This is a genomic window from Arsenicicoccus sp. UBA7492, assembly GCF_002479615.1.
In the GTDB taxonomy this organism is placed as follows: domain Bacteria; phylum Actinomycetota; class Actinomycetes; order Actinomycetales; family Dermatophilaceae; genus Arsenicicoccus; species Arsenicicoccus bolidensis.
Genome location: NZ_DLOE01000045.1, coordinates 40740 through 61767 on the forward strand (window position 1 = coordinate 40740; position 21028 = coordinate 61767).

General features: G+C 72.0%; 19 protein-coding genes. 11 read left to right on the top strand and 8 right to left on the bottom strand.

Features of this window, described 5'->3' with window-relative positions; translation table 11 throughout:
- Positions 1-28: 28 nt before the first annotated feature.
- Positions 29-661: an O-methyltransferase gene (locus B4E97_RS13720; protein WP_019286177.1), complete on the bottom strand. Its 633-nt coding sequence runs from the start codon at positions 659-661 to the stop codon at positions 29-31.
- Between the two features lie 140 nt (positions 662-801).
- Here B4E97_RS13720 and sigE point away from each other — a divergent pair, with 140 nt between their 5' ends.
- Positions 802-1485, top strand: coding sequence for an RNA polymerase sigma factor SigE (gene sigE / locus B4E97_RS13725; RefSeq protein ID WP_286960273.1), 684 nt, complete (start codon positions 802-804; stop codon positions 1483-1485).
- A 102-nt stretch (positions 1486-1587) separates the two neighbouring features.
- Positions 1588-1998 (top strand): twin-arginine translocase TatA/TatE family subunit, encoded by a 411-nt coding sequence (locus B4E97_RS13730; protein WP_286960275.1) that lies wholly within the window; start codon positions 1588-1590, stop codon positions 1996-1998.
- A 244-nt stretch (positions 1999-2242) separates the two neighbouring features.
- Here B4E97_RS13730 and B4E97_RS13735 read toward each other — a convergent pair whose 3' ends face one another.
- The 3 genes from B4E97_RS13735 to B4E97_RS13745 are packed head-to-tail and all read right to left on the bottom strand — an operon-like array spanning position 2243 to position 5289.
- Positions 2243-3376, bottom strand: a complete 1134-nt coding sequence (locus tag B4E97_RS13735; protein WP_029210364.1) for an Mrp/NBP35 family ATP-binding protein — start codon at positions 3374-3376, stop codon at positions 2243-2245.
- Between the two features lie 34 nt (positions 3377-3410).
- A complete protein-coding gene (locus tag B4E97_RS13740) occupies positions 3411-4013 on the bottom strand; it encodes a DUF1003 domain-containing protein (protein WP_019286173.1) in 603 nt (200 codons plus the stop codon).
- Positions 4006-5289, bottom strand: a complete 1284-nt coding sequence (locus B4E97_RS13745) for a magnesium transporter MgtE N-terminal domain-containing protein (protein WP_019286172.1) — start codon at positions 5287-5289, stop codon at positions 4006-4008. Before B4E97_RS13745 ends, B4E97_RS13740 begins: the two co-directional genes overlap by 8 nt.
- An 87-nt stretch (positions 5290-5376) precedes the next feature.
- Here B4E97_RS13745 and B4E97_RS13750 point away from each other — a divergent pair, with 87 nt between their 5' ends.
- Positions 5377-6231 (top strand): L,D-transpeptidase family protein, encoded by an 855-nt coding sequence (locus B4E97_RS13750; protein ID WP_239263182.1) that lies wholly within the window; start codon positions 5377-5379, stop codon positions 6229-6231.
- 251 nt (positions 6232-6482) lie between these two features.
- Here the strand turns inward: B4E97_RS13750 and B4E97_RS13755 are convergent, their stop codons facing one another.
- Entirely contained in the window at positions 6483-7322 is an 840-nt protein-coding gene (locus B4E97_RS13755; protein WP_029210368.1) for a serine protein kinase RIO, read from the bottom strand.
- A gap of 351 nt (positions 7323-7673) precedes the next feature.
- Between B4E97_RS13755 and B4E97_RS13760 the strand changes: the two genes are divergently transcribed.
- The 3 genes from B4E97_RS13760 to B4E97_RS13770 all read left to right on the top strand — a co-directional run bounded on the left by B4E97_RS13760 (position 7674) and on the right by B4E97_RS13770 (position 10094).
- On the top strand, positions 7674-8027 hold the full coding sequence (locus B4E97_RS13760; RefSeq protein WP_019286168.1) for a GntR family transcriptional regulator: 354 nt from the start codon (positions 7674-7676) through the stop codon (positions 8025-8027).
- A gap of 121 nt (positions 8028-8148) precedes the next feature.
- On the top strand, positions 8149-9345 hold the full coding sequence (locus B4E97_RS13765; RefSeq protein ID WP_286960276.1) for an acyl-CoA dehydrogenase family protein: 1197 nt from the start codon (positions 8149-8151) through the stop codon (positions 9343-9345).
- A gap of 110 nt (positions 9346-9455) precedes the next feature.
- Positions 9456-10094, top strand: coding sequence for a general stress protein (locus B4E97_RS13770; RefSeq protein ID WP_019286165.1), 639 nt, complete (start codon positions 9456-9458; stop codon positions 10092-10094).
- Positions 10095-10161: 67 nt separating this feature from the next.
- On the opposite strand, the gene B4E97_RS13775 is transcribed toward B4E97_RS13770, so the two are convergent.
- On the bottom strand, positions 10162-11661 hold the full coding sequence (locus B4E97_RS13775; protein WP_019286164.1) for an aminopeptidase P family protein: 1500 nt from the start codon (positions 11659-11661) through the stop codon (positions 10162-10164).
- A gap of 69 nt (positions 11662-11730) precedes the next feature.
- Here B4E97_RS13775 and B4E97_RS13780 point away from each other — a divergent pair, with 69 nt between their 5' ends.
- The 4 genes from B4E97_RS13780 to B4E97_RS13795 all read left to right on the top strand — a co-directional run bounded on the left by B4E97_RS13780 (position 11731) and on the right by B4E97_RS13795 (position 16306).
- Positions 11731-13287, top strand: coding sequence for a threonine/serine ThrE exporter family protein (locus tag B4E97_RS13780; protein ID WP_286960278.1), 1557 nt, complete (start codon positions 11731-11733; stop codon positions 13285-13287).
- A gap of 91 nt (positions 13288-13378) precedes the next feature.
- The gene (locus B4E97_RS13785) at positions 13379-14434 is read left to right on the top strand and encodes a MaoC family dehydratase (protein ID WP_286960279.1); all 1056 of its coding nucleotides are present in this window, start codon (positions 13379-13381) and stop codon (positions 14432-14434) included.
- 35 nt (positions 14435-14469) lie between these two features.
- Positions 14470-15318 carry a PHP domain-containing protein gene (locus tag B4E97_RS13790; RefSeq protein ID WP_029210374.1) on the top strand — a complete coding sequence of 283 codons (849 nt, stop codon included), beginning with the start codon at positions 14470-14472 and terminating at the stop codon, positions 15316-15318.
- A 97-nt stretch (positions 15319-15415) separates the two neighbouring features.
- On the top strand, positions 15416-16306 hold the full coding sequence (locus B4E97_RS13795; protein WP_286960280.1) for a RecB family exonuclease: 891 nt from the start codon (positions 15416-15418) through the stop codon (positions 16304-16306).
- A 71-nt stretch (positions 16307-16377) separates the two neighbouring features.
- Here the strand turns inward: B4E97_RS13795 and B4E97_RS13800 are convergent, their stop codons facing one another.
- Positions 16378-18237: a BCCT family transporter gene (locus tag B4E97_RS13800; RefSeq protein ID WP_286960281.1), complete on the bottom strand. Its 1860-nt coding sequence runs from the start codon at positions 18235-18237 to the stop codon at positions 16378-16380.
- Positions 18238-18435: 198 nt separating this feature from the next.
- Entirely contained in the window at positions 18436-20115 is a 1680-nt protein-coding gene (locus tag B4E97_RS13805; RefSeq protein ID WP_286960282.1) for a DEAD/DEAH box helicase, read from the bottom strand.
- Positions 20116-20329: 214 nt separating this feature from the next.
- Between B4E97_RS13805 and B4E97_RS13810 the strand changes: the two genes are divergently transcribed.
- Positions 20330-20980, top strand: coding sequence for a ferritin-like fold-containing protein (locus B4E97_RS13810; RefSeq protein ID WP_029210378.1), 651 nt, complete (start codon positions 20330-20332; stop codon positions 20978-20980).
- Positions 20981-21028: the final 48 nt, after the last annotated feature.

The window sequence follows — 21028 nt, forward strand, 5'->3', positions numbered from 1 at the left end:
TCAGCGCCGGCGCGGGCTGGGCAGCTCGTCAGCGCTTGACGGCTGCGAAGAGGCCGTCGCCGGCCGCCAGCATCGCCGGCACCAGGTCGTCCCGCTCGCGCAGCTCCTTGCCGAGGTCGCGCAGCAGCGCGGTTCGCTCGTCGCGCGACGCCGGGTCGGCGACCCGGTCGTGCCACAGCATGTTGTCCATCGCCAGCACCCCTCCGCTGCGCAGCAGCCGCATCGCCTGGTCGACGTAGGCGGGGTACTCGCTCTTGTCGCCGTCCACCACGACCATGTCGTAGGCGCCGTCCGCGAGGCGGGGGAGCACGTCCAGCGCCCGCCCGGCGATGATCCGCGTGCGTTGGTGCGGGATGCGTGCCTCGGCGAAGGCCTCGCGCGCCACGCGCTGGTTGGCGGGCTCGACGTCGATGGTCGTGAGGATGCCGTCGGGCGCCATACCCTGCAGGAGCCACAGGCCGGACACGCCGGCACCCGTCCCGATCTCGACGACCGCGCGCGCCCGCACGCTGGCGGCGAGGAGGCGCAGGGCGGCCGCCGCGCCGGGCAGCACGGGGGTGCAGCCGAGCTGCTGACCGCGCTCGCGGGCCCGCTCCGCCACCGGGTCCTCCGTGACGAACTCCTCGGCGTAGGCCCAGCTGGCGGGCTTCTGTGTGCTCATGCCGAGAAGTCTACCGAGGGGCTGCGGCCGTGCTCACGGGGCTCCAAGCAATCTCCCAGACACCGCCCAGCACCGTGGTCGACCATGGAGGGGCAGATCTTGTGCCACCGAACGCCGACGCTCCTCCCGAGAGGCAGCAGATGACCATCCCCGTCGCCCACGAACCGTCCCACGTCGTTCCCAGCGCTCCGGTCGGCTCTACCACCCTTCCGGAGGGTGCCGTCGCCACCGCGGAGGCCTGGGTGCCCCCGTCGTGGGACGAGGTCGTGCGCGAGCACTCGGCCCGGGTCTACCGCCTGGCCTACCGCCTCACCGGCAACCAGCACGACGCCGAGGACCTCACGCACGACGTGTTCGTGCGCGTCTTCCGTTCGCTGGACCGCTACCAGCCGGGCACCTTCGAGGGCTGGCTGCACCGCATCACCACCAACGTCTTCCTCGACCGGATGCGGCGCAAGCAGCGCATCCGCTTCGACGCCCTGTCCGACGAGGGGGCCGCGCGCCTGCCGAGCCGGGAGATCGGGCCGGAGCAGGCGTACGCCGACGGGACCTTCGACGACGACGTGCAGCGCGCCCTGGACGCGCTCAAGCCGGAGTTCCGCGCCGCGGTCGTGCTGTGCGACATCGAGGGCCTGACCTATGACGAGATCGCGGACGCGCTGGGCATCAAGCTCGGCACCGTGCGGTCGCGTATCCACCGCGGCCGCGCCCAGCTGCGCAGCGCCCTGGCCCACCGCGACCCCGCGCTGCGCCCGCAGCCGGCCGCCCCGGTGTCCCGCCCGGCTGCCCTGCGGCCGCGCCGGCTCGGCATCGTCGGCGCCTGACCGTCGTGCTCACCGCCCGGACGCCTGGAGTTCACCCCCGCGGGGTGGACCGTCTGCTCCGGCCGGCCCGGTCGCGCAGGCCGACCCAGTAGTCTCGCCCTCATGTGGGACGTCAACGGCACCGAGTTCTTGCTCCTGATCGTGATCGCCGTCGTCGTGCTGGGCCCCGAGCGGCTGCCGGAGTATGCCGCCAAGCTCGGCCAGCTCGTCCGCCAGGCCAAGGCCTACGCCGAGGGCGCCAAGACGTCCCTGCGCGACCAGATGGGCCCGGACTTCGACGACATCGACTGGCGCCAGTACGACCCACGGCAGTACGACCCGCGCCGGATCGTGCGCGAGGCGCTGCTGGACGACGGCCCCTCGGGCTCGACGGTCGCGACAGCGGGAGCAGGGGCGGGGGCTGCGGCGGCCGGTGGCGCGGCCATGGCGAGTGCGCAGGCGGAGCCGGAGCCGATCCGTCCCGGGCAGCGCTACGACCAGACCCACACGCCCTTCGACGCCGAGGCCACCTGACCGCAGCACGCCATGCGCAGCCGGGGCCGGGCAGCGGTGGCGGTGGCTCACCCTGGCGAGCGTGTCTCATGCTGCAGGGTGAGACGGATGCGCCAGCGCGAGGCGTTGCGGGGCAGCGCTGGCAGCGGGCTCACCGTGCCGAGTGTGTCTCGTGCTGCAGGGTGAGACGGGTGCGCCAGCGCGAGACGTTGCGGCGCAGCGCTGCGGCAGCGCAGCGCTCAGTCGCGCCGTGGACCCGCCGGCGTCAGCGGCTGGTGGGGGTGAGGCCCAGCTTGCGGCCGGCCAGGCCGCGCGACCGCGTGCCCAGCCCACGGGCGATGCCGTTGAGGGCCGTGCCCGCCGCGCTCTCGGGGGAGGACAGGACGACCGGGGTGCCCTCGTCCCCGCCCTCGCGCAGCCGGGTGTCGAGCGGGATCTGGCCGAGCAGCGGCACCGGGGCCCCGACGATGCGGGACAGCGAGTCCGCCACGGCCTGACCGCCGCCGGAGCCGAACAGCTCGAGCCGGGAGCCGTCGGGCTGCTCCAGCCAGGACATGTTCTCGACGACGCCGACGATGCGCTGGTGCGTCTGCACGGCGATGGACCCGGCGCGCTCGGCGACCTCGGCCGCCGCCTGCTGCGGGGTGGTGACCACGAGGATCTCGGCGCCGGGGATGAGCTGCGCGACGGAGATGGCGATGTCGCCGGTGCCGGGCGGCAGGTCGAGCAGGAGGACGTCCAGGTCGCCCCAGAACACGTCGGCGAGGAACTGCTGCAGCGCGCGGTGCAGCATCGGTCCGCGCCAGACGACGGGCTGGTTGCCGGCGACGAACATGCCGACGGAGATGACCTTCACGTCGTGCGCGACCGGGGGCAGGATCATGTCGTCGACCTGGGTCGGCTGCTGCTCGACACCCATCATGCGCGGCACCGAGAAGCCGTAGATGTCGGCGTCCACCACGCCCACCTTGAGCCCCTGACGGGCCAGGGCGGCGGCGAGGTTGACGGTGACCGAGCTCTTGCCGACACCACCCTTGCCGGAGGCGACGGCATACACCCGGGTCGTGGATCCCGGCTTGGCGAACGGGATCTCGCGCTCGGCCTGGCCGCCGCGCAGCTGGTCGCGCAGGGAGCCGCGCTGCTCGTCGCTCATCACGCCGAGGTCGACGGAGACCCCGTTGACCCCCTCGACGCGCGCGACGGCCTCGGTGACGCCCTTGCGGATCGGGTCCTTCATGGGACAGCCCGCGACCGTCAGCAGCACCCGGACGGCGACCCGTCCGGCGTCGTCGACGTCGACCGACTCGACCATCCCCAGCTCGGTGATGGGCTTGCGGATCTCGGGGTCGTCGACCGTGGCCAGGGCGGCGTGGATCAGGTCCAGGGACGGGGCAGACATGCCCCCCATCGTATGCCGCCCGCCCGGCCTCTCCTTACGCGCCGGGATCGGCGGGGGGAGCGGGCGCGGCCTTCTTCTTCTTGGCCTTCTTGGCGCGAGGTGCCTCCGGGTCGCTGTCGTCGGCGGCCTCGGGGACCATGCCGCGCTCCTCCAGCTCCTCCAGCAGGTCTCGCAGCTCGGAGCGCAGGTAGTCGCGGGTCGCCATGTCCCGCAACGCGATCCGCAGGGCGGCCACCTCGCGGGTCAGGAACTCGGTGTCGGCCAGGTTGCGCTCGTCGCGGGCGCGGTCCTGCTCGAGAGCGACGCGGTCCCGGTCGTCCTGGCGGTTCTGGGCGAGCAGGAGCAGGGGGGCGGCATACGACGCCTGGAGCGACAGGATCAGGGTGAGGAGCGTGTAGTTGAGCGACCGCGGGTCGAACTGCGCGGCCTCGGGCATGAAGGTGTTCCACGCGAGCCAGACGACCACGAAGATCGTCATCCAGATTAGGAAGGTCGGCGTCCCCATGAAGCGGGCGAAGCCCTCGCTGGCCGAGCCGAAGGCGCCCTCGGCGAAGATCGCGGGTCGCCGGAACCGGACCCGCGCCTCCTGAGGCTGGTCCAGCCGGTTGCGGTCCTGGGTGCGGGTGCGCTCAGTCATGGGTCACCTCGTGCCTCTCCTCGCGCCAGTCCTCGGGGAGGATGTGGTCGAGCACGTCGTCGACGGTCACGACCCCGAGGAGGTGACCGTCCTCGTCGACCACGGGGGCGCCGGTGAGGTTGTAGTTGGCGAGCATCCGTGTGACGGTGCCCAGGCTGTCCGTCGGCTGCAGCGGCTCCAGCTCCTTGTCCAGGATCGCTCCCAGCGGGCTGTGCGGGGGCTCGCGCAGGAGCCGCTGGATGTGCACGGTCCCGAGGTAGCGCCCCGTGGGGGTCTCGAGCGGTGGGCGGCAGACGCAGACGAGGGACGCGAGCGCGGGGGAGAGCTCCTCGCGGCGGGCCCAGGCCAGCGCCTCGGCGATGGTGGCGTCCGGGCCGAGGATGATCGCCTCCGGGGTCATCAGACCACCGGCGGTGTTGTCGTCGTAGGCCATCAGGCGGCGCAGCGGGGCGGCCTCGTCGGGCTCCATGTGCTGCAGGTAGTGCTCCTGGGTCGCCTCCGGCAGCTCGGACAGCAGGTCGGCCGCGTCGTCGGGCTGCATGAACTCCAGGACGTCGGCGGCGCGCTCGGTCTCGAGGTGCGTGAGGATCTCGATCTGGTCGTCCGCCGGGAGCTCCTCGATGACGTCGGCGAGCTTCTCGTCATCCAGGGCGCTGGCGACCTCGACGCGCCGGCCGGGCGCCAGCTCGTGGATGACCTCGGCGAGGTCGGCGGCCTTGAGGTCGTCGTAGGCCTCGAGGAGGCGCGCGGCGCTCTGGCCCTGGTGGCGGGTCGCGAGGCCCGTCGTGTCGAGCACGTCGACGATCAGCGTCTCGCCGCGGCGACCCGTCAGGCGGCGCAGCGACAGGCTGCCGCTGACGTGGCCGCGCCGGACGAAGACCTTGGTGACGGACCACTCGCGCGGCCGGTCCTGCTCGATCGCCAGGTCCTCCACGGTGGCCTCGAACGGCTCCTCGGCGGGCTGGGTCACCGTCACCGCGCGGTCCAGCAGCTCGGCGAGCACGAGCGACTCGGTCGGGCGCTGCTCGAAGCGGCGCATGTTGACCAGGCCCGTGGTGATGACCTGGCCTGCGTCGATGCTGGTGACGCGCGTGATCGGCACGAAGACCCGGCGACGGCCGGGCACCTCGACCACGAGGCCGAGCACGCGTGGCTTGCGCCGGGTCGCGCTGAAGCTGACGACGACGTCGCGGACGCGCCCCACCTGGTCGCCGAGCGGGTCGAACACCGCGATGCCGGCGAGGCGGGCCACGAAGACGCGACGCAGAGAGCTCACGGGGGTCACCTTATCGGCGTGCAACCTTGTGCCCCGCCACGACGTCCTGAGGGTGTCAAGGAAGCACGTCCCAGAGGGGGGACCATCATGAGCAGCTCCACCATCCGTCGCGGTGTCACGCTCCTCGCCGCGTCAGCGATGCTCACGGGCGGTGCCGTGGTCGGGGGGACCACGGCCCAGTCCGCGCCCGTCGCAGCGGCACGCATCAGCGCGTCACCCGTCAGCTCGACGCTCGCCAGCTCGACGCTCGCCAGCTCGGCACCGGCCGGCTCCGCACCCGTCAGCGCGGCACCTGTCAGCGCGGCGCAGGCCGCCCTGGCTCCCCGGGCCGCCGCCCGCACCCTGCGGGTCGGTTCGCGCGGTCCGGCCGTCACGGCCCTGCAGAGCAGGCTCAACGCGCTCGGCTACAGCCTCGGCCGGGTCGACGGCGTGTATGCCGCCCGGACCCGCCAGGCCGTCATGGCGCTGCAGAAGGTCGCCGGCCTGCCACGCACCGGCGTCGCCGACGCCCGCACCCAGGCCGCCGCGAGCAAGGGCACCCGTCCCGTCGCCCGCAGCCGCTCGGGTCACGTGATCGAGATCGACAAGGCCCGCCAGACGTTGTACGTCGTGGACGGCGGCCGGGTCTCGCGGATCTACAACGTCAGCACCGGCAACAACAAGCGCTACCGCGACCGCGGCCGGTGGGTGCGCGCCGTCACGCCGTCGGGCAGCTTCCGGTTCTGGACGCAGTACGGCGACGGCTCCGGCTGGCAGCACGGCCGGCTCGGCAGCATGTACCGCCCGATGTACTTCAACGGCGGCATCGCAGTGCACGGCAGCCGCTTCGACATCGGGGCCTACCCGAGCAGCCACGGGTGCGTCCGCATCCACAACGCCAACATGGACGAGCTGCGCGGTCAGCGGCTGATCGGGCTGCGGGGGACGGTGGTCGTCTACTGACCGCGGAGACCCCGCGGAGACACTCACCGCGCAGACGTCGCGAGGGTGGCCCCAACCTGATGGCGGGGTGCGGCGTCGTACGAGATGTGCCGGGTCTTGCGGGGGCTCGAACCGGCACGCACGACCGGTCGATCCAACACCCTTCGGACCGGTCCGAGGAGGCCGTCGGCATGGGGGTGCCGGCGGCCTCCTCACCTGTCTGCGGGCAGCAGGGGTCAGCTGGGTCAGCCGGGTCAGGAGTGCAGCCGGCGTCAGTAGCGCGCGGTCGCCTCGGCGACGAGCTCGCCCACCAGCTCACCGGCGTCGACCTCGAGCCCGCGTCGCACGAACCAGTCGCACATGTTGGTCGCGTCCCGCTCGAGGATCTCGAAGCCGTGCGGGTTGCCGATGACGTCCACGATCTGGGGCCAGTCGATCAGCACGAGCCGGTCCTCGTGGAGCAGGACGTTGTAGGGCGACAGGTCGCCGTGCGTCCACCCCTCCCGCGCGAGGACGAGCAGGGTGCGCCGCAGCTGGTGCCACAGCTCGTCGAGGAGCGCCGGGTCCGGCCGGGTCTGGGCCAGTCGGGGCGCGGCCACCGGCGTCGGCCCCTCCGTCATACCGATGAACTCCATGAGCATCTCGTCCCCGGTGATCTGGACGGGATAGGGGACCGGCAGGCCGAGCTCCCAGAGCCGGCCGAGGGCGTCGAACTCGGCCGCGGCCCACAGGCCTGAGATGACCTCCTTGCCGAAGGTCGTGCGGTGCGCCATGGCGCGCATCTCGCGGCTCTTGCGGACCCGGCGGCCCTCGAGGTAGCCGCTGTCGCGGTGGAACAGGCGGTGCTGGTTGGAGCGGTACCGCTTGGCCGCGAGGACGACCTCGGAGCCGTCGTCGCCGGGGACCCACCGACGCACGAGGTGGACGTCGGCCTCCTTGCCGGTCTTGAGGACGCCGAGGTCCTGGTCGACGGCGCCGAGGGCGGTCACCACCCAGTCGGGGCGGGGCTTCGGCCCGTGCTGCGCGACGTCCCAGGTGGACCAGCGCTCGCCCTCGGGCGGGCCGTCAGGCGATGAGTCGAACGAAAGATCCTGCTGCGCAGGGAAGTTCATGAGAGATCTCCAGGTGGGAGGTGGGGTCTGGGCGGTGCAGGCGCACGAGGACCGTCATGTCGCCACCTCCTGGAGATCGTCGGGGCCCGGGCCGTATGGCGGCAGGCCCACCCACTGTCGCGGCCGCCGCACCCCGCCTGCAACCCCTTTTCCTCCCTCCGACCGGCCAGGGGGTGGGGTTGCGCCCGCCACCGGGAGCGTCTTAGATTTGTCGCATAACGTCATGCTACAAAATGAGGGGAACGTCGTGATGGGAGAGGCCATGGTGTGGCTCGCGATCTGGACGTGCTGGACCGGGGGGATGTGCCTCGCCATCCGGTCCACGGCGGATCGAGGCAAGGACGTGCTCGCGTGATCCTCACCATCGACGAGAGCAGCCCGGCTCCGGCATACGAGCAGATCGTCACGCAGGTGACCGGCGCCGTCGCCGACGGCACCCTTCCGACCGGCGCCCGGCTGCCGACCGTCCGGCAGCTGGCCGGGGACCTCGGCCTCGCGGTCAACACCGTCGCCAAGGCCTACAAGCAGCTCGAGGCCGAGGGGCACGTGGCCACGCGCGGCCGCAACGGCACGGTCGTGCTCGAGCACGTGCGCGACGGCACCGCCGACGAGACCCAGGCCGCCGCCACGCTCCTCGCCCGCACCGCCCAGCGGCACGGCCTGGACCTCGCCGAGGCCATCGGGGTGCTGCGCCGCGCCTGGTGAGCGGATCTACCTGAGGTAGGCGTGGTGAGGCTCACGGCCCGTGCGCCTGTCGGCGACCACGGCCTTTCGTCATACTCCCTGGTAGACCGAGGCCACCCACCACCGAAGCCGGGAGATCCCCATGGGACGCATCCAGACGACCGACGGACTGACCGAGGAGCAGGGCGAGCTGCTCAAGCTCGTGCGCCAGTTCGTCGACGAGCAGATCATCCCCGTCGCGACCGACCTGGAGCACCAGGACGAGTACCCGACGGACATCGTCGAGGGCATGAAGGAGATGGGGATCTTCGGGCTGATGATCCCCGAGGAGTACGGCGGTCTGGGGGAGTCGCTGCTGACCTACGCCCTGTGCGTCGAGGAGATCGCCCGCGGCTGGATGAGCGTCAGCGGCATCATCAACACCCACTTCATCGTGGCCTACATGCTCCTGCAGCACGGCACCGAGGAGCAGAAGGAGCGCTACCTGCCCCGCATGGCGACCGGCGAGGTCCGCGGCGCCTTCTCGATGAGCGAGCCCGGCTGCGGCTCCGACGTCTCCGCGATCAAGAGCAAGGCCGTCCCCGGCGAGGGTGACGCGTGGACGATCAACGCGCAGAAGATGTGGCTGACCAACGGCGGCTCCTCGACCCTCGTCGCGGTCCTGGTCAAGACCGACACCGGCGCCGAGTCGGTCTACAAGAACATGACGACCTTCCTGGTCGAGAAGGAGCCCGGCTTCGGCGAGGTCGCGCCCGGCGTCACCGTCCCCGGCAAGATCGACAAGATGGGCTACAAGGGGGTCGACACCACCGAGCTCGTCCTCGACGGCTACCAGACCACGACCGCGCAGATCCTCGGCGGCGAGCCCGGGCAGGGCTTCTACCAGATGATGGACGGCGTCGAGGTCGGGCGCGTCAACGTCGCCGCCCGGGCGTGCGGGGTGGCCCAGCGGGCCTTCGAGCTCGGCATCGACTACGCCCAGCAGCGCGAGACCTTCGGCAAGAAGATCGTCGACCACCAGGCCATCCTCTTCCGCCTCGCCGACATGGCCACCAAGTGCGAGGCCGCCCACCAGATGATGGTCAAGGCGGCCCGCCTCAAGGACAAGGGCCAGCGCAACGACCTCGAGGCCGGTATGGCGAAGTACCTGGCCGCCGAGTACTGCGCCGACGTGGTCGAGCAGTCCTTCCGCATCCACGGCGGCTACGGCTACTCCAAGGAGTACGAGATCGAGCGGCTCTACCGCGAGGCGCCCATGCTGCTGATCGGTGAGGGCACGGCCGAGATCCAGAAGATGATCATCGGCCGGCGGCTGGTCAAGGACTACGCCCGACGCTGAGCGAGCAGGCGAGCTCGTCCCTGCGTCCCTGCATCCCTGGCTGGCTGCGTTCGGCGATCGTGCGGCGGACATCCAGGGTGGGTCCGGGCGCGAACGGCATAATGGAGCCCATGTCCCCGAGCCCCATCAACAACCCCAGCGCAGCGACCATGGCCGAGCGGCTCACGCTCGAGTGGCCGTCGTCCGTCGCGGTCTTCGACCAGTACACCCAGGCCCAGAAGGCCGTCGACCACCTGGCCGACAACGCCTTCCCGGTCCAGAACGTCATGATCGTCGGCACCGACCTGCGTCAGGTCGAGCGCGTGACCGGCCGGCTCACCCAGCAGAAGGTCGCCCTCGGCGGCCTCGCGTCGGGCATGTGGATGGGTCTGTTCGTGGGTCTGATCTTCTCGATCTTCGACGGCCAGGGGATGCGGACCATCATCACGACGGTCCTGTTCGGTGCGCTGTTCGGACTCGTGTGGGCGCTGCTCGGCTACGCCTTCACCCGCGGCAAGCGGGACTTCACCTCGGTCTCGCAGGTCGTGGCCACCAAGTACGAGGTGCTCGTGGAGCACCAGGTCCAGGCCCAGGCCCGCGAGATGCTCCGCGGCGCAGGCCTGCTCGGGGCCCAGGGCGCCATGCCCCGCCAGGACGTGCCGCCGGCGCCGCCCACCGGTCAGCAGCCGTACGACCTGGCCCCGCCGACCGGCAGCGACAGCACGGGCAGCGGCGCGACCCGCGCGGGCGAGGACGACCCGCGCCACTGACCCCGCTGACCGACCCCCTGAGGGCGCTCACCTCGCAGCAGAGCCACACCTCCCAGGGCCAGACCTCTCAGGGGCGGCCGCGCTCCTGCACCTGGGCGATCCAGCGCTCCACGTCCGCGGACGTGCGCGGCATGGCCGCCGAGAGGTTCTCGTGGCCGTCCGCCGTGACCAGCACGTCGTCCTCGATGCGCACACCGATGCCCCGCAGCTCGTCCGGGACGAGCTCGTCGTCGGCCTTGAAGTACAGCCCCGGCTCGACCGTGAGGATCATGCCGGGCACGAGCTCGGCGTTCATGTAGTCCTCGCGCAGCGCGAGCTGGCAGTCGTGGACGTCCATGCCGAGGTGGTGGGAGGTGCCGTGCACCATCCAGCGACGGTGGTACTGCCCGTGCTCGGGGTCCAGGGTCTGGTCCACGGTGACGCCGTCGGGCAGCAGCCCCCACGCGTGCAGGTGCTCGGCGATGACCCGGATCGCGGCCGCGTGGACGTCCTTGAACCGGTTGCCGGGCTTGACGGCGGCCAGGCCGGCCTCCTGCGCGGCGAGCACGGCGTCGTAGACGCGCCGCTGCGGCTCGCTGAAGATGCCGTTGACCGGCAGGGTGCGGGTCACGTCGGCGGTGAAGAGCGAGTCCACCTCGACGCCCGCGTCCACGAGGATCAGGTCGCCGTCGCGGATGTCGCCGGTGTTCTTGATCCAGTGCAGCGTGTTGGCGTGGTCGCCGGACGCGCAGATCGAGTCGTAGCCGACGCCGTTGCCCTCGTGCCGGGCGTAGAGGCCGAAGACGCCCTCGACCCAGCGCTCGCCCCGGCCGCGGCGGACCGCCTCGGGCAGGTCCGCGATGATCCCCTCGAAACCGTGGTGCGTGGCGGCGACGGCCTTGCGCATCTCGTCGACCTCCCACGCGTCCTTGACCATGCGCCGGGTGGACAGCGAGCGGGACAGCGCCTCGTCCACCTCCGTCTGCGACTCGGTGACGCCCGCCTGCTGGCGGACCTCGTCCACCAGCGCAGCCACGGCGGCGTCGGCGTCCCGGACGACCCGCAGCTGCACCTGGCCCGCGTCCTTGGCCAGCACGTCCTTGAGCTCGTCGATGTGGCGGGCCCGCACGCCGAGCTCTGACTCGACGTCGGCGATGGTGGGCCTGGCGCCGACCCAGAACTCGCCATACCGGCTGTCGGCGAAGAACTCCTCGCTGTCGCGCGGGGCCAGCGGCCGGAAGAACAGCGTGGTCTCGTGGCCGCCCTGCTCCAGCGGGTCGAGCACGAGGACCGCGTCCGGCTCGCGATCGGCGCCGAGGCCGCTGAGCCAGGAGAAGGCGGTGTGCGGCCGGAAGACGTAGTCGCAGTCGTTGCTGCGGACCTTCAGACCACCCGCCGGTATGACGAGCCGCTCGCCCGCGAACTCGGCTGACACGGCCTCGCGGCGGGGCACCGTCACGTCCGCGACCTCCGAGCGCGGCGTCGGCTCGGTCGCTCGTGGCGCCCACCCCGTCGCGACGAAGTCACGGAACTCGGCGCTGGTGGGTCGGCTCCGGTGCTCGGCCTTCGGCTGCTCTTCGCTCGTCATGGCGACCATCGTGCCACGCACGGGGAGGCGGCTTGCGTCGCAGGTGCGGCGACGGGGACAGTACGGAGCGTGACGAAGCCGCACTACCCGTCCTCGCCCCTGCCACGGCGCCCCTCCGCGCCCCGGGGGCTGCGCCGCACCGCCCAGCAGGCCGTCCGGGTCTTTCGCCCCAGCGACGGCACGAGCGTGCTGCAGCTGCACCCCGACGAGGTGGACCCGATCCTCACGCGCAAGGCCCTCGACCTGGCCATGCGCGTGGCCGAGATGATGCTGTCGCACGGTGCCTCGGCCAACGACGTCACCCTCAACGCCCTGCGCATCACCAAGGCCTTCGGGCTCAAGGCCGTCCACGTCGACGTCACCTACACGTCGATCTCCGTCTCGCACTACCGCGGTCACGACCGGGAGCCGCTGACGACGCTGCGGGTGGTGCGGGCGCGCAGCATCGACTACACCCGCCTCCAGCGGCTGCAGGCCCTGGTCCACCGGATCGAGGAGGAGCAGGACGTCGACGAGGCCTTCGAGGTCTTCGCCGCGATCGTGCGGGCCCCGCACCCCTATCGCCGGTGGGTCGTGACCTTCGGCAACGCCGGTGTCGCCGCGGCCGTGTGCGTGCTGCTCAACGCGTCGTTCCTGATCACGATCGTCGCGTTCCTGGCGTCCGCAGCGATCGACCTGCTCATCGGCTGGCTGGCCCGCAAGCAGGTGCCGCCGTTCTTCATGCAGGTGTTCGCCGCCGCCATCCCCACCGTCGCCGCCACCGCCCTGATGGCAGGGGCCTACCAGGGGATCACGTGGCTCGAGGGGGTGCGCCCGGAGCTGATCGTCGCCGGAGGCATCGTGATGATGCTCTCGGGTCTGTCCGTCGTCGGTGCCGCCCAGGACGCCATCGACGGCTACTACGTCACCGCCGGGGCCCGATCCTTCGAAGTCGTCATCCTCACCCTCGGCATCGTCGTGGGCATCCTCATGACCCTCCAGCTCGCCCAGCGCGTCGGGATCCCCGTCGTCCTCAGCGGCGCCGCGCCGCCCCTCGGGAGCCTCGCCCAGCAGCTGGGCGGGTCGCTGCTCATCTCGGCCTTCTTCGCCATCTCGACGTATGCCGGGCCGCGAACCGTGGTGCTGTGCGCCGGGATGGGCGTGCTGGGCTGGGTCGGCTACCTCGCCGGCACGCTGATCGGCCTCGGGAGCATCTCGTCCAGCGCCGTCGGAGCGTTCGTGGCGGCCATGGTGTCGGTGCACCTCGGCCGGCGCCTGGCGGTCCCGTCGCTGGCCCTCACGACCGCCGCCCTGGTGCCCCTCATGCCCGGGTCGATGGTCTATCGCGGCCTGCTGGAGATCATGGTCCACGCGGGGTCGCGCACCTCCTTCGGCGAGGGCACGATGACGCTGCTCAACGCCGCGGGCGTCGGGCTGGCGCTCGCGGCCGGGGCGTCCCTCGGCACCTACCTCGCGCGACCCGGCCGAAGCAACCTGCGCCACGCCTCGCCGCGCGGCGACGGGTCCCGGGCGGACAAGGCGGTGGCCGCCGGCAGCCCCGAGGCCGAGGGCGCGACGCAGCGGCTCGAGGCGGCGACCACGGGCACGCTCCCCGTCGTGCAGGGGGACGGCATACGGCCGGAGTGAGCAAGGGCACGCCTCACCCGGGTGCCCCGGGGGGACCAGCTGCGGCAGCATGGGCGGCGGACCCAGACCGCCCACGACGAGGTGACCCACGATGTCCAAGACGACGGCCGGCAACTACTTCGAGGACTTCCGGCTCGGGCAGGAGCTCGTCCACGCGACGCCGCGCACCATCACCGAGGGCGACGTCGCGCTGTACGCCGGGCTCTACGGCTCGCGGTTCGCGCTGACCTCGGGGGAGACCTTCGCCCGCGGCCTCGGGCTGGAGCGCATGCCGGTCGACGAGCTGCTGGCCTTCCACGTCGTGTTCGGCAAGTCCGTGCCCGACATCTCGCTCAACGCGGTCGCCAACCTGGGGTATGCCGGAGGCCGCTTCCACCGCCCGGTCCACGTCGGCGACACCCTCACGGCCACCTCGACGGTCATCGGCCTCAAGCCCAACTCCAACGGCGCCTCCGGCAACGTCTACGTCCGCACCGAGGGCCGCAACCAGGACAGCGAGGTCGTCCTGGACTACGTCCGCTGGGTGATGGTCCGCCGCCGCGAGACCGTCCCTGCCGACCGGCTGGGGGAGACGACCATCCCCGATCTCCCCGGCGCGGTGCCGGCGTCCGAGCTCATCGCCCCGTGGCGGGTCGTCGGCGGCTACGACACGGCGCTCGCGGGCAGCGAGTTCCTCTGGGACGACTACGAGGTCGGCGAGCGCATCGACCACGTCGACGGCGTCACCATCGAGGAGTCGGACCACATGCTGGCCACCCGCCTCTACCAGAACACCGCCAAGGTGCACTTCGACCAGCACGCCCAGGCGTCCTCGGCGATCGGGCGGCGGCTGATCTACGGCGGGCACGTGATCTCGCTCGCCCGAGCGCTGACCTTCAACGGGCTCGGCAACGCCCTCTCCGTGGCGGCGATCAACGGTGGCAGCCACGCCAACCCGACCTTCGCGGGACACACGATCTACGCCTGGTCGGAGGTCCTGGAGCGGATTGAGCTGCCGGGCCGGCACGACGTGGGGGCCCTGCGGATCCGCACCGTGGCCACCAAGGACCACCCGTGCGCCGACGTCCCATTGCGCGGCGAGGACGGGAAGTACCTGCCGCACGTCGTGCTCGACCTGGACTACACGGTCCTGATGCCCCGCCGCTGACGCGACCGCGCATCGCCAGCGCCTAGATTGGCGGGATGCGCATCGACCTGCACACGCACTCGCTGGCCAGCGACGGCACGCAAGACCCTGCGGACGTGGTCCGTGCGGCGCGCGACGCACGCCTGGACGTCGTGGCGCTCACCGACCACGACACGACGAGCGGGTGGGACGAGGCGGCCGGCGTCGTGGACGAGACGGGGGTGGCGCTGGTGCGCGGCATGGAGATGTCCTGCGCTCACCAGGGCATCAGCATCCACCTGCTGGCCTACCTGCACGACCCCGCCGACCCGGACCTGGTGGCCGAGATCGAGCGGGCCCGGCTGTCGCGCGAGAGCCGCGCACAACGCATCGTGGAGCGGCTGCAGGAGCGGTTCCCCGAGCTGACCTATGACGTCGTCCTAGCGCAGGTGCGGGAGGGCGCGACGATCGGGCGGCCGCACATCGCGGACGCGCTGGTGTCCCTCGGAGCCCTGCCCGACCGCAACGCGGTCTTCCGCGACTACCTGCACGACGGGTCGCCCTACTACGTCTCGCACTACGCCCCGGACCCGGTCGAGGCGGTGCGGCTGGTGCTGGCCGCCGGGGGAGTGCCGGTGATGGCGCACCCCTTCGCCGCCAAGCGGGGGCGGGTCGTCGACGACTCGGTGATCGAGGCGATGGCCGAGGCGGGCCTCGCGGGGCTGGAGATCGACCACCGCGACCACGACCCCCGGCAACGTGCGCACGGCGCCGCGCTGGCCCGGTCCCTGCGGCTGCTCCAGACCGGGTCCAGCGACTACCACGGCGACGGCAAGCTCAACCGCATCGGCGAGCACACGACGGCGCCCGGGGTGCTGGAGCAGATCGAGGACCGGGCGAGCGGCGTGCCCGTGCTGCGTCCCTGAGCCTCGTCGTCCACAGCCTGTCGCGTTCCGGGCGTCGTCGTCCACAGGCGGCGCGGTGGATGGTCTCCTCGGCTCGCGCGTGCCTAGGGTCGACGGCATGACCCAGCAGTCCACGGACCAGCCGGCCGGGCAGGGCACCTTCGCCGGGATGCCGCAGCGGCTGTATGCCGCGAGCCCGTCCCGCCTGCTCGCCTACCTCGACTGCCCGCGGCGCTACCGCCTGCAGTACCTCGACCGACCCAAGCCGAAGGCGGCCCCGCAGCGGGCGCACACCAGCCTCGGGATCGCGGTGCACAACGCGCTGCGGGACTGGTGGGACGTGCCGGTGGAGCAGTGGTCGGTGGACCGGGCGCACGCGCTGGTCGCCGCGAGCTGGGTCGACGTGGGGTTCCGCGACGCCGCCATGTCCCGCCGCTGGCTGCGGACGGCGCAGCAGGAGGTCACGGACTACCTCCGGGGGATCGCCCCGGGCAACCGCCCGGTCGGGATCGAGCGAACCGTCTCGGTGCGCACCGGCACGGTGGCGCTGACCGGGCGGATCGACCGGCTCGACGACCGGCCGACGTCCGACGGCGGACGGGCGCTCGTGGTGGTGGACTACAAGACCTCGCGCCGGCCCTCGACGGTGGACGAGCTGCGGACCTCCCTGCCGATGGCGATGTATGCCGTGGCGGTCGCCGGGATGTTCAAGCGTCCCTGCGTGGACGTCGAGCTGCATCACGTGCCCACGGGCACGGTGGCGCGGCACCGTCATACGGCTGAGTCGTTGGACCGCAAGGTCGGCGAGGTCGAGTCCATCGCGGTGGACCTGAGGCGGGCGGACGCCGACTACCGCGAGCGAGGGGTGGAGTCCGACCAGTTCCCGCCGCAGGTGTCCGCCCTGTGCGGGTGGTGCGACTTCCGCGCCCACTGCCCCGAGGGGAGCGCCCACGTGGCGGAGCGGGCGCCCTGGGCGGCGCTGGAGCCGGACGACGTCGGAGGGACGTAGCGGGCGGGGGCAGCGCGAAGGGGAGCCGACACGGTCGACTCCCCTCCACGGTGCCTCTCGGGCGGACCCGATCAGCCGTTGCGGTAGCGCCCGATCAACCGGTCGAAGCGACGCGGCTGCGGGGTCTCGTCACGGGTCGCCCCGTTCTCCTGGACCATCAGCTGCAGGTCGTCGTGGCCGTGCTCGGAGACGCCGCGCACGACGGCCTCGCGCATCAGGCGGTCGGCCAGGGCGGCACGGCGCACGACCGGGTCGCTCTGCAGGTCCTTGACCAGCGCGACGCACAGGCCGCCCATCACGATCCCGAACGGCAGCGCCGAGACGATCACCAGGCTCTGCAGCCCGCTGAGGGCCTCCTTCATGTCGCCGTTCAGGCTCCCGGCGAGCAGCATGACCGCGGCGACGGCGCCCGTCGCGGCGCCCCAGAAGATCACCGTCTTGCGGCTCGGCTCGATCGTGCCGTGCTCCGACAGCGTCCCCATGACGATCGAGGCCGCGTCGGCGCCGGACACGAAGAAGATCGCGACGAGCACCATGACGAGCACGGTCGTGACCCCGGCGAGCGGGTAGTGGTTGAGCAGCTGGAACAGCGACGCGTCGGCGTCCACCAGCAGCTCGCCCTTGACCTTGGACGCCATGTCGCCGAAGCTCCGCTGCGCGTCGATGGCGGCGCCACCGAAGATCGCGAACCACACGAGCGAGACGAGGCTCGGGACGAGCAGCACGCCGGTGACGAACTGGCGGATGGTGCGGCCGCGGCTGATGCGCGCGATGAACATCCCGACGAAGGGGGTCCACGAGATCCACCAGGCCCAGTAGAAGACGGTCCACGTGGAGAGCCAGGCCTTCATCGGCTCGAGCCCGCTGGCGTCGGACCGCGAGGCCATGCGGGCCAGCTGGTCGACATAGGTCCCGAGCGCGGTGGGCAGCAGGTCGAGGATGAACAGCGTCGGGCCGACGAGGAACACGAAGACCGCGAGCACGAGCGCCAGGACCATGTTGACGTTGGACAGCATCTCGACGCCGCGGGAGATGCCGCTCACGGCCGAGAGGATGAAGCAGATGGTCAGCACCACGATGATGATGACCAGGAGGTTGGCGCCCGCGCTGTCGACCCAGCCGTTGAACTCGATGCCGGCGCCGATCTGCAGCGCGCCGAGGCCCAGCGAGGCGGCGGAGCCGAAGAGCGTGGCGAAGATCGCGAGGATGTCGATGACGCGCCCCAGCGGACCGGTGGCGCGGCGGCGCCCGATCAGCGGCGCGAAGACCGACGAGATGAGCTGGCTGCGACCCTTGCGGAAGGTCGAGTAGGCGATGGCCACGCCGACGACGGCGTAGATCGCCCACGGGTGCAGCGTCCAGTGGAACAGCGTGGTCGCCATCGCCGTCTGGAGCGCCTCGGGCGACTGCGCCTCGCCGCCGCTGCGCGGGGGAGGCGAGATGTAGTGGGTGAGCGGCTCGGCCGTGCCGTAGAACATCAGGCCGATGCCCATCCCGGCGCTGAACATCATGGCGATCCAGGACCGCGTGGAGAACTCGGGCTCCTCGTGGTCACCACCGAGCGGGACGTCGCCGTAGCGGCTCGCGGCCAGCCACAGGACGAACACCACAAACATCGAGGCCATGAGGACGAAGCCCCAGCCGGCGTTGGTCATCACCCAGCCGAGCGCCCCGGACGAGGCCGTGGAGAGCGACGAGGTGCCGAGGAATCCCCACACCACGAAGGCGATCGCCAGGACGGCCGTGATGCCGAAGGTGATCTTGTCGACGCCGGGCCGGCGGGCGGTGGACTCGGGCACCGCGGTCGCGAGACCGGCGAGCAGGGCGTGGTCGCGGCCGTCGCCCTCCGGGAGCGGCTGCTGACCAGGCCCCTCCGAGCGCGAAGGCTCAGGCGGTTCGGTGGTCACGGAGTGTGGCGGTTGATCGGACATCGGTGGTTCCTCCTCAGGGGCCGGCAGACCCCCCGAGGATCCCGGCCCGTCATTGGTCGTCCACAGGAAGCACCACTGTGGCGGGTCTGACCGCTGCCTGGCAAATCGGACGAACCGGCGACGGGCCCTCCGCCGATGTCGTCGAAGGGCCCGTGACCTGGACAGTTGGTGTTGTATGGCGCCTCGCGGCGTCCGGCGTCAGGAGTCCTGACCGCCCTGCGCGGGAGACTGCCCCTCGACGGGACGGCCACCGCGGGTGCGGCGACGGCTCCGGTTGCGGCGCGGACGGGCGGACCCGCCCTCACCCCCATCCGAGGACGGACGATCACGCTCGGTGCCGCCGTGCGAGGCGTCGCGGTCAGTGCGGTCACCACGACCACCGCGACCGTCCTCACGTCCGCCACGACCGTCCTCGCCGCTGCCGCGACCGTCCTCGCGGCTGCCGCGACCGTCCTCGCGGCCGCCGCGCCCACCGCGTCCGCCGTCACGTCCGCCGTGGCCGCCACCCTGGCGACCCTTGCCGGCGCGCTGGCCGGTCTCGCCGAGGTCCTCGAGACGTTCGGCGTCCAGGCCCTCGCGGACGCGGGCCGTGCGGGGCAACCGGCCCTTGGTGCCCTCGGGGATGTCGAGGTCGCTGTAGAGGTGGGGGGAGGACGAGTAGGTCTCGACGGCCTCGGGGATGCCGAGGTCGAGGGCCTTGTTGATCATGCCCCAGCGGGGTGCGTCGTCCCAGTCGACGAAGGTCACGGCGATGCCGGTGTGTCCGGCGCGGCCGGTGCGGCCGATGCGGTGCACGTAGGTCTTCTCGTCCTCGGGGCACTGGTAGTTCACGACGTGCGTGACGTTCTCGACGTCGATGCCGCGGGCGGCGACGTCGGTGGCGACGAGGATGTCGATCTTGCCGTTGCGGAACGCGCGGAGCGCCTGCTCGCGTGCGCCCTGCCCCAGGTCGCCGTGGATGGCCCCGGCCGCGAAGCCGCGGTCGCTGAGCTCGTCGGCCACCTTGGCGGCGGTGCGCTTGGTGCGGCTGAAGATGATGGTCAGGCCGCGGTCCTTGGCCTGCATCATCCGGGCGAGCATCTCGACCTTGTCGAGCGCGTGCGCGCGGTAGACGAACTGCTCGATCGCCTTGACGGTGTGCTTGTTCTCCGTCTCGTCGCCCATGGCGCGGATGTGCGTCGGCTGGCTCATGTAGCGGCGGGCCAGCGCCACGACCGCACCGGGCATGGTGGCCGAGAACAGCATCATCTGCCGGCTGGGGGCCGTGAGGGCCAGGATCTTCTCGACGTCGGGCAGGAAGCCCAGGTCGAGCATCTCGTCGGCCTCGTCCAGGACCACGATGCTGGCGTGCGAGAGGTCGAGGTGTCCCTGCTTGGCGAGGTCGAGCAGGCGACCGGGGGTGCCGACCACGATCTCGACGCCGCGCTGCAGCTGCTCGATCTGGGGCTCGAACGCGCGCCCGCCGTAGATCGTCGCGATGCGCACGCCGCGCTGCCGTCCGGCCCGCTCGAGGTCGCCGGCGACCTGCACCGCGAGCTCACGGGTGGGGGCCACGGCCAGGGCCTGCGGCTTGCCCGCGTGGCGCAGCTCGGCGAAGCCCTCGTCGGAGGGGGAGACCACGCGGTTGAGCATAGGGATGCCGAAGCCGAGGGTCTTGCCGGTGCCGGTCTTGGCCTGGCCGATGATGTCGTGACCGCCCAGGGCGACCGGGAGGGTCATGGCCTGGATGGGGAAGGGGTGCTCGATCCCGAGCGAGGCCAGCGACGCGACGATGTCCGGGTGGACGTCGAAGTCGGCGAAGGTCAGCTCGGGGGCGACCTGGGCCGCCTCGGCGCGGGTCTGCTCGTCGACGGGGGTGTCGAGGGCGGGGTTGGTCATGCGGGTGTCCTGTCGGGCGTGGTGAGCCGCCGGGGGCTGCAGCCGCGAGGCGGCCGGCGACCTCTTACGAGGCTCACGGGATGAGCGGAGCCGATCGGAGGTCTTCGGGCAGCGTGCTCGCTGCGGAGGGGACCACGTGGTCCACCTGGATTCGTGCCGACCGGGCACCTTGGTCCGACCCAGTCTACCGGCGGGACGACTACTCTGGGTGCACATGAGCCCCGCAGCGTCCGACACCGGTGTCGTCGAGCTCCTCGCAGCCCTCGCCTACGGCGAGCTGACGGGGTTCGCCAGGCTCGCCGGCGACAGCGAGCTGGCCCCCACGTCGGCCGCCCGGGCCGAGCTGGGACGGCTGGCCGCCCGCGAGTTCCGGCACTACGAGGCGCTCGAGGAGCGGCTGCGGGCGCTGGGCGCGGATCCGCAGGCCGCGATGGCGCCGTTCGTGGGGGCCATCGACGCCTTCCACCGGCGGACGGCGCCCGGGTCCTGGGCGGAGCGGCTCGTCAACGCCTACGTGGGCGACGGGCTGGCGATGGATCTCTACCGCGAGGCGAGCGACTTCGTCGGCGAGGCGGAGCGCCCGCTGATGCAGCGGGTCCTGCAGTCGGAGGGCAAGGCGGAGTTCGTCGAGCAGGAGCTCCGCAAGGTGGTGGACGCCGACCCCGCGGTGGCGGGCCGGTTGTCCCTGTGGGGGCGCAGGCTCATGGGGGAGGCGATGTCCCAGGCGCAGCAGCTGGCCGCCGCGCACCCCGAGCTGGTGGCGATGCTCGTGCCGGACGGTGACCTGGCCGAGCTGTCCCGGATGTTCACGCGCCTCGCCGAGGCCCACACCGAGCGCATGGGTCGGCTCGGCCTCTCGAGCTGACGGAGGTCGTATGCCGTCCGGTGACGGCACGCGCGGAGGGCGGCACCC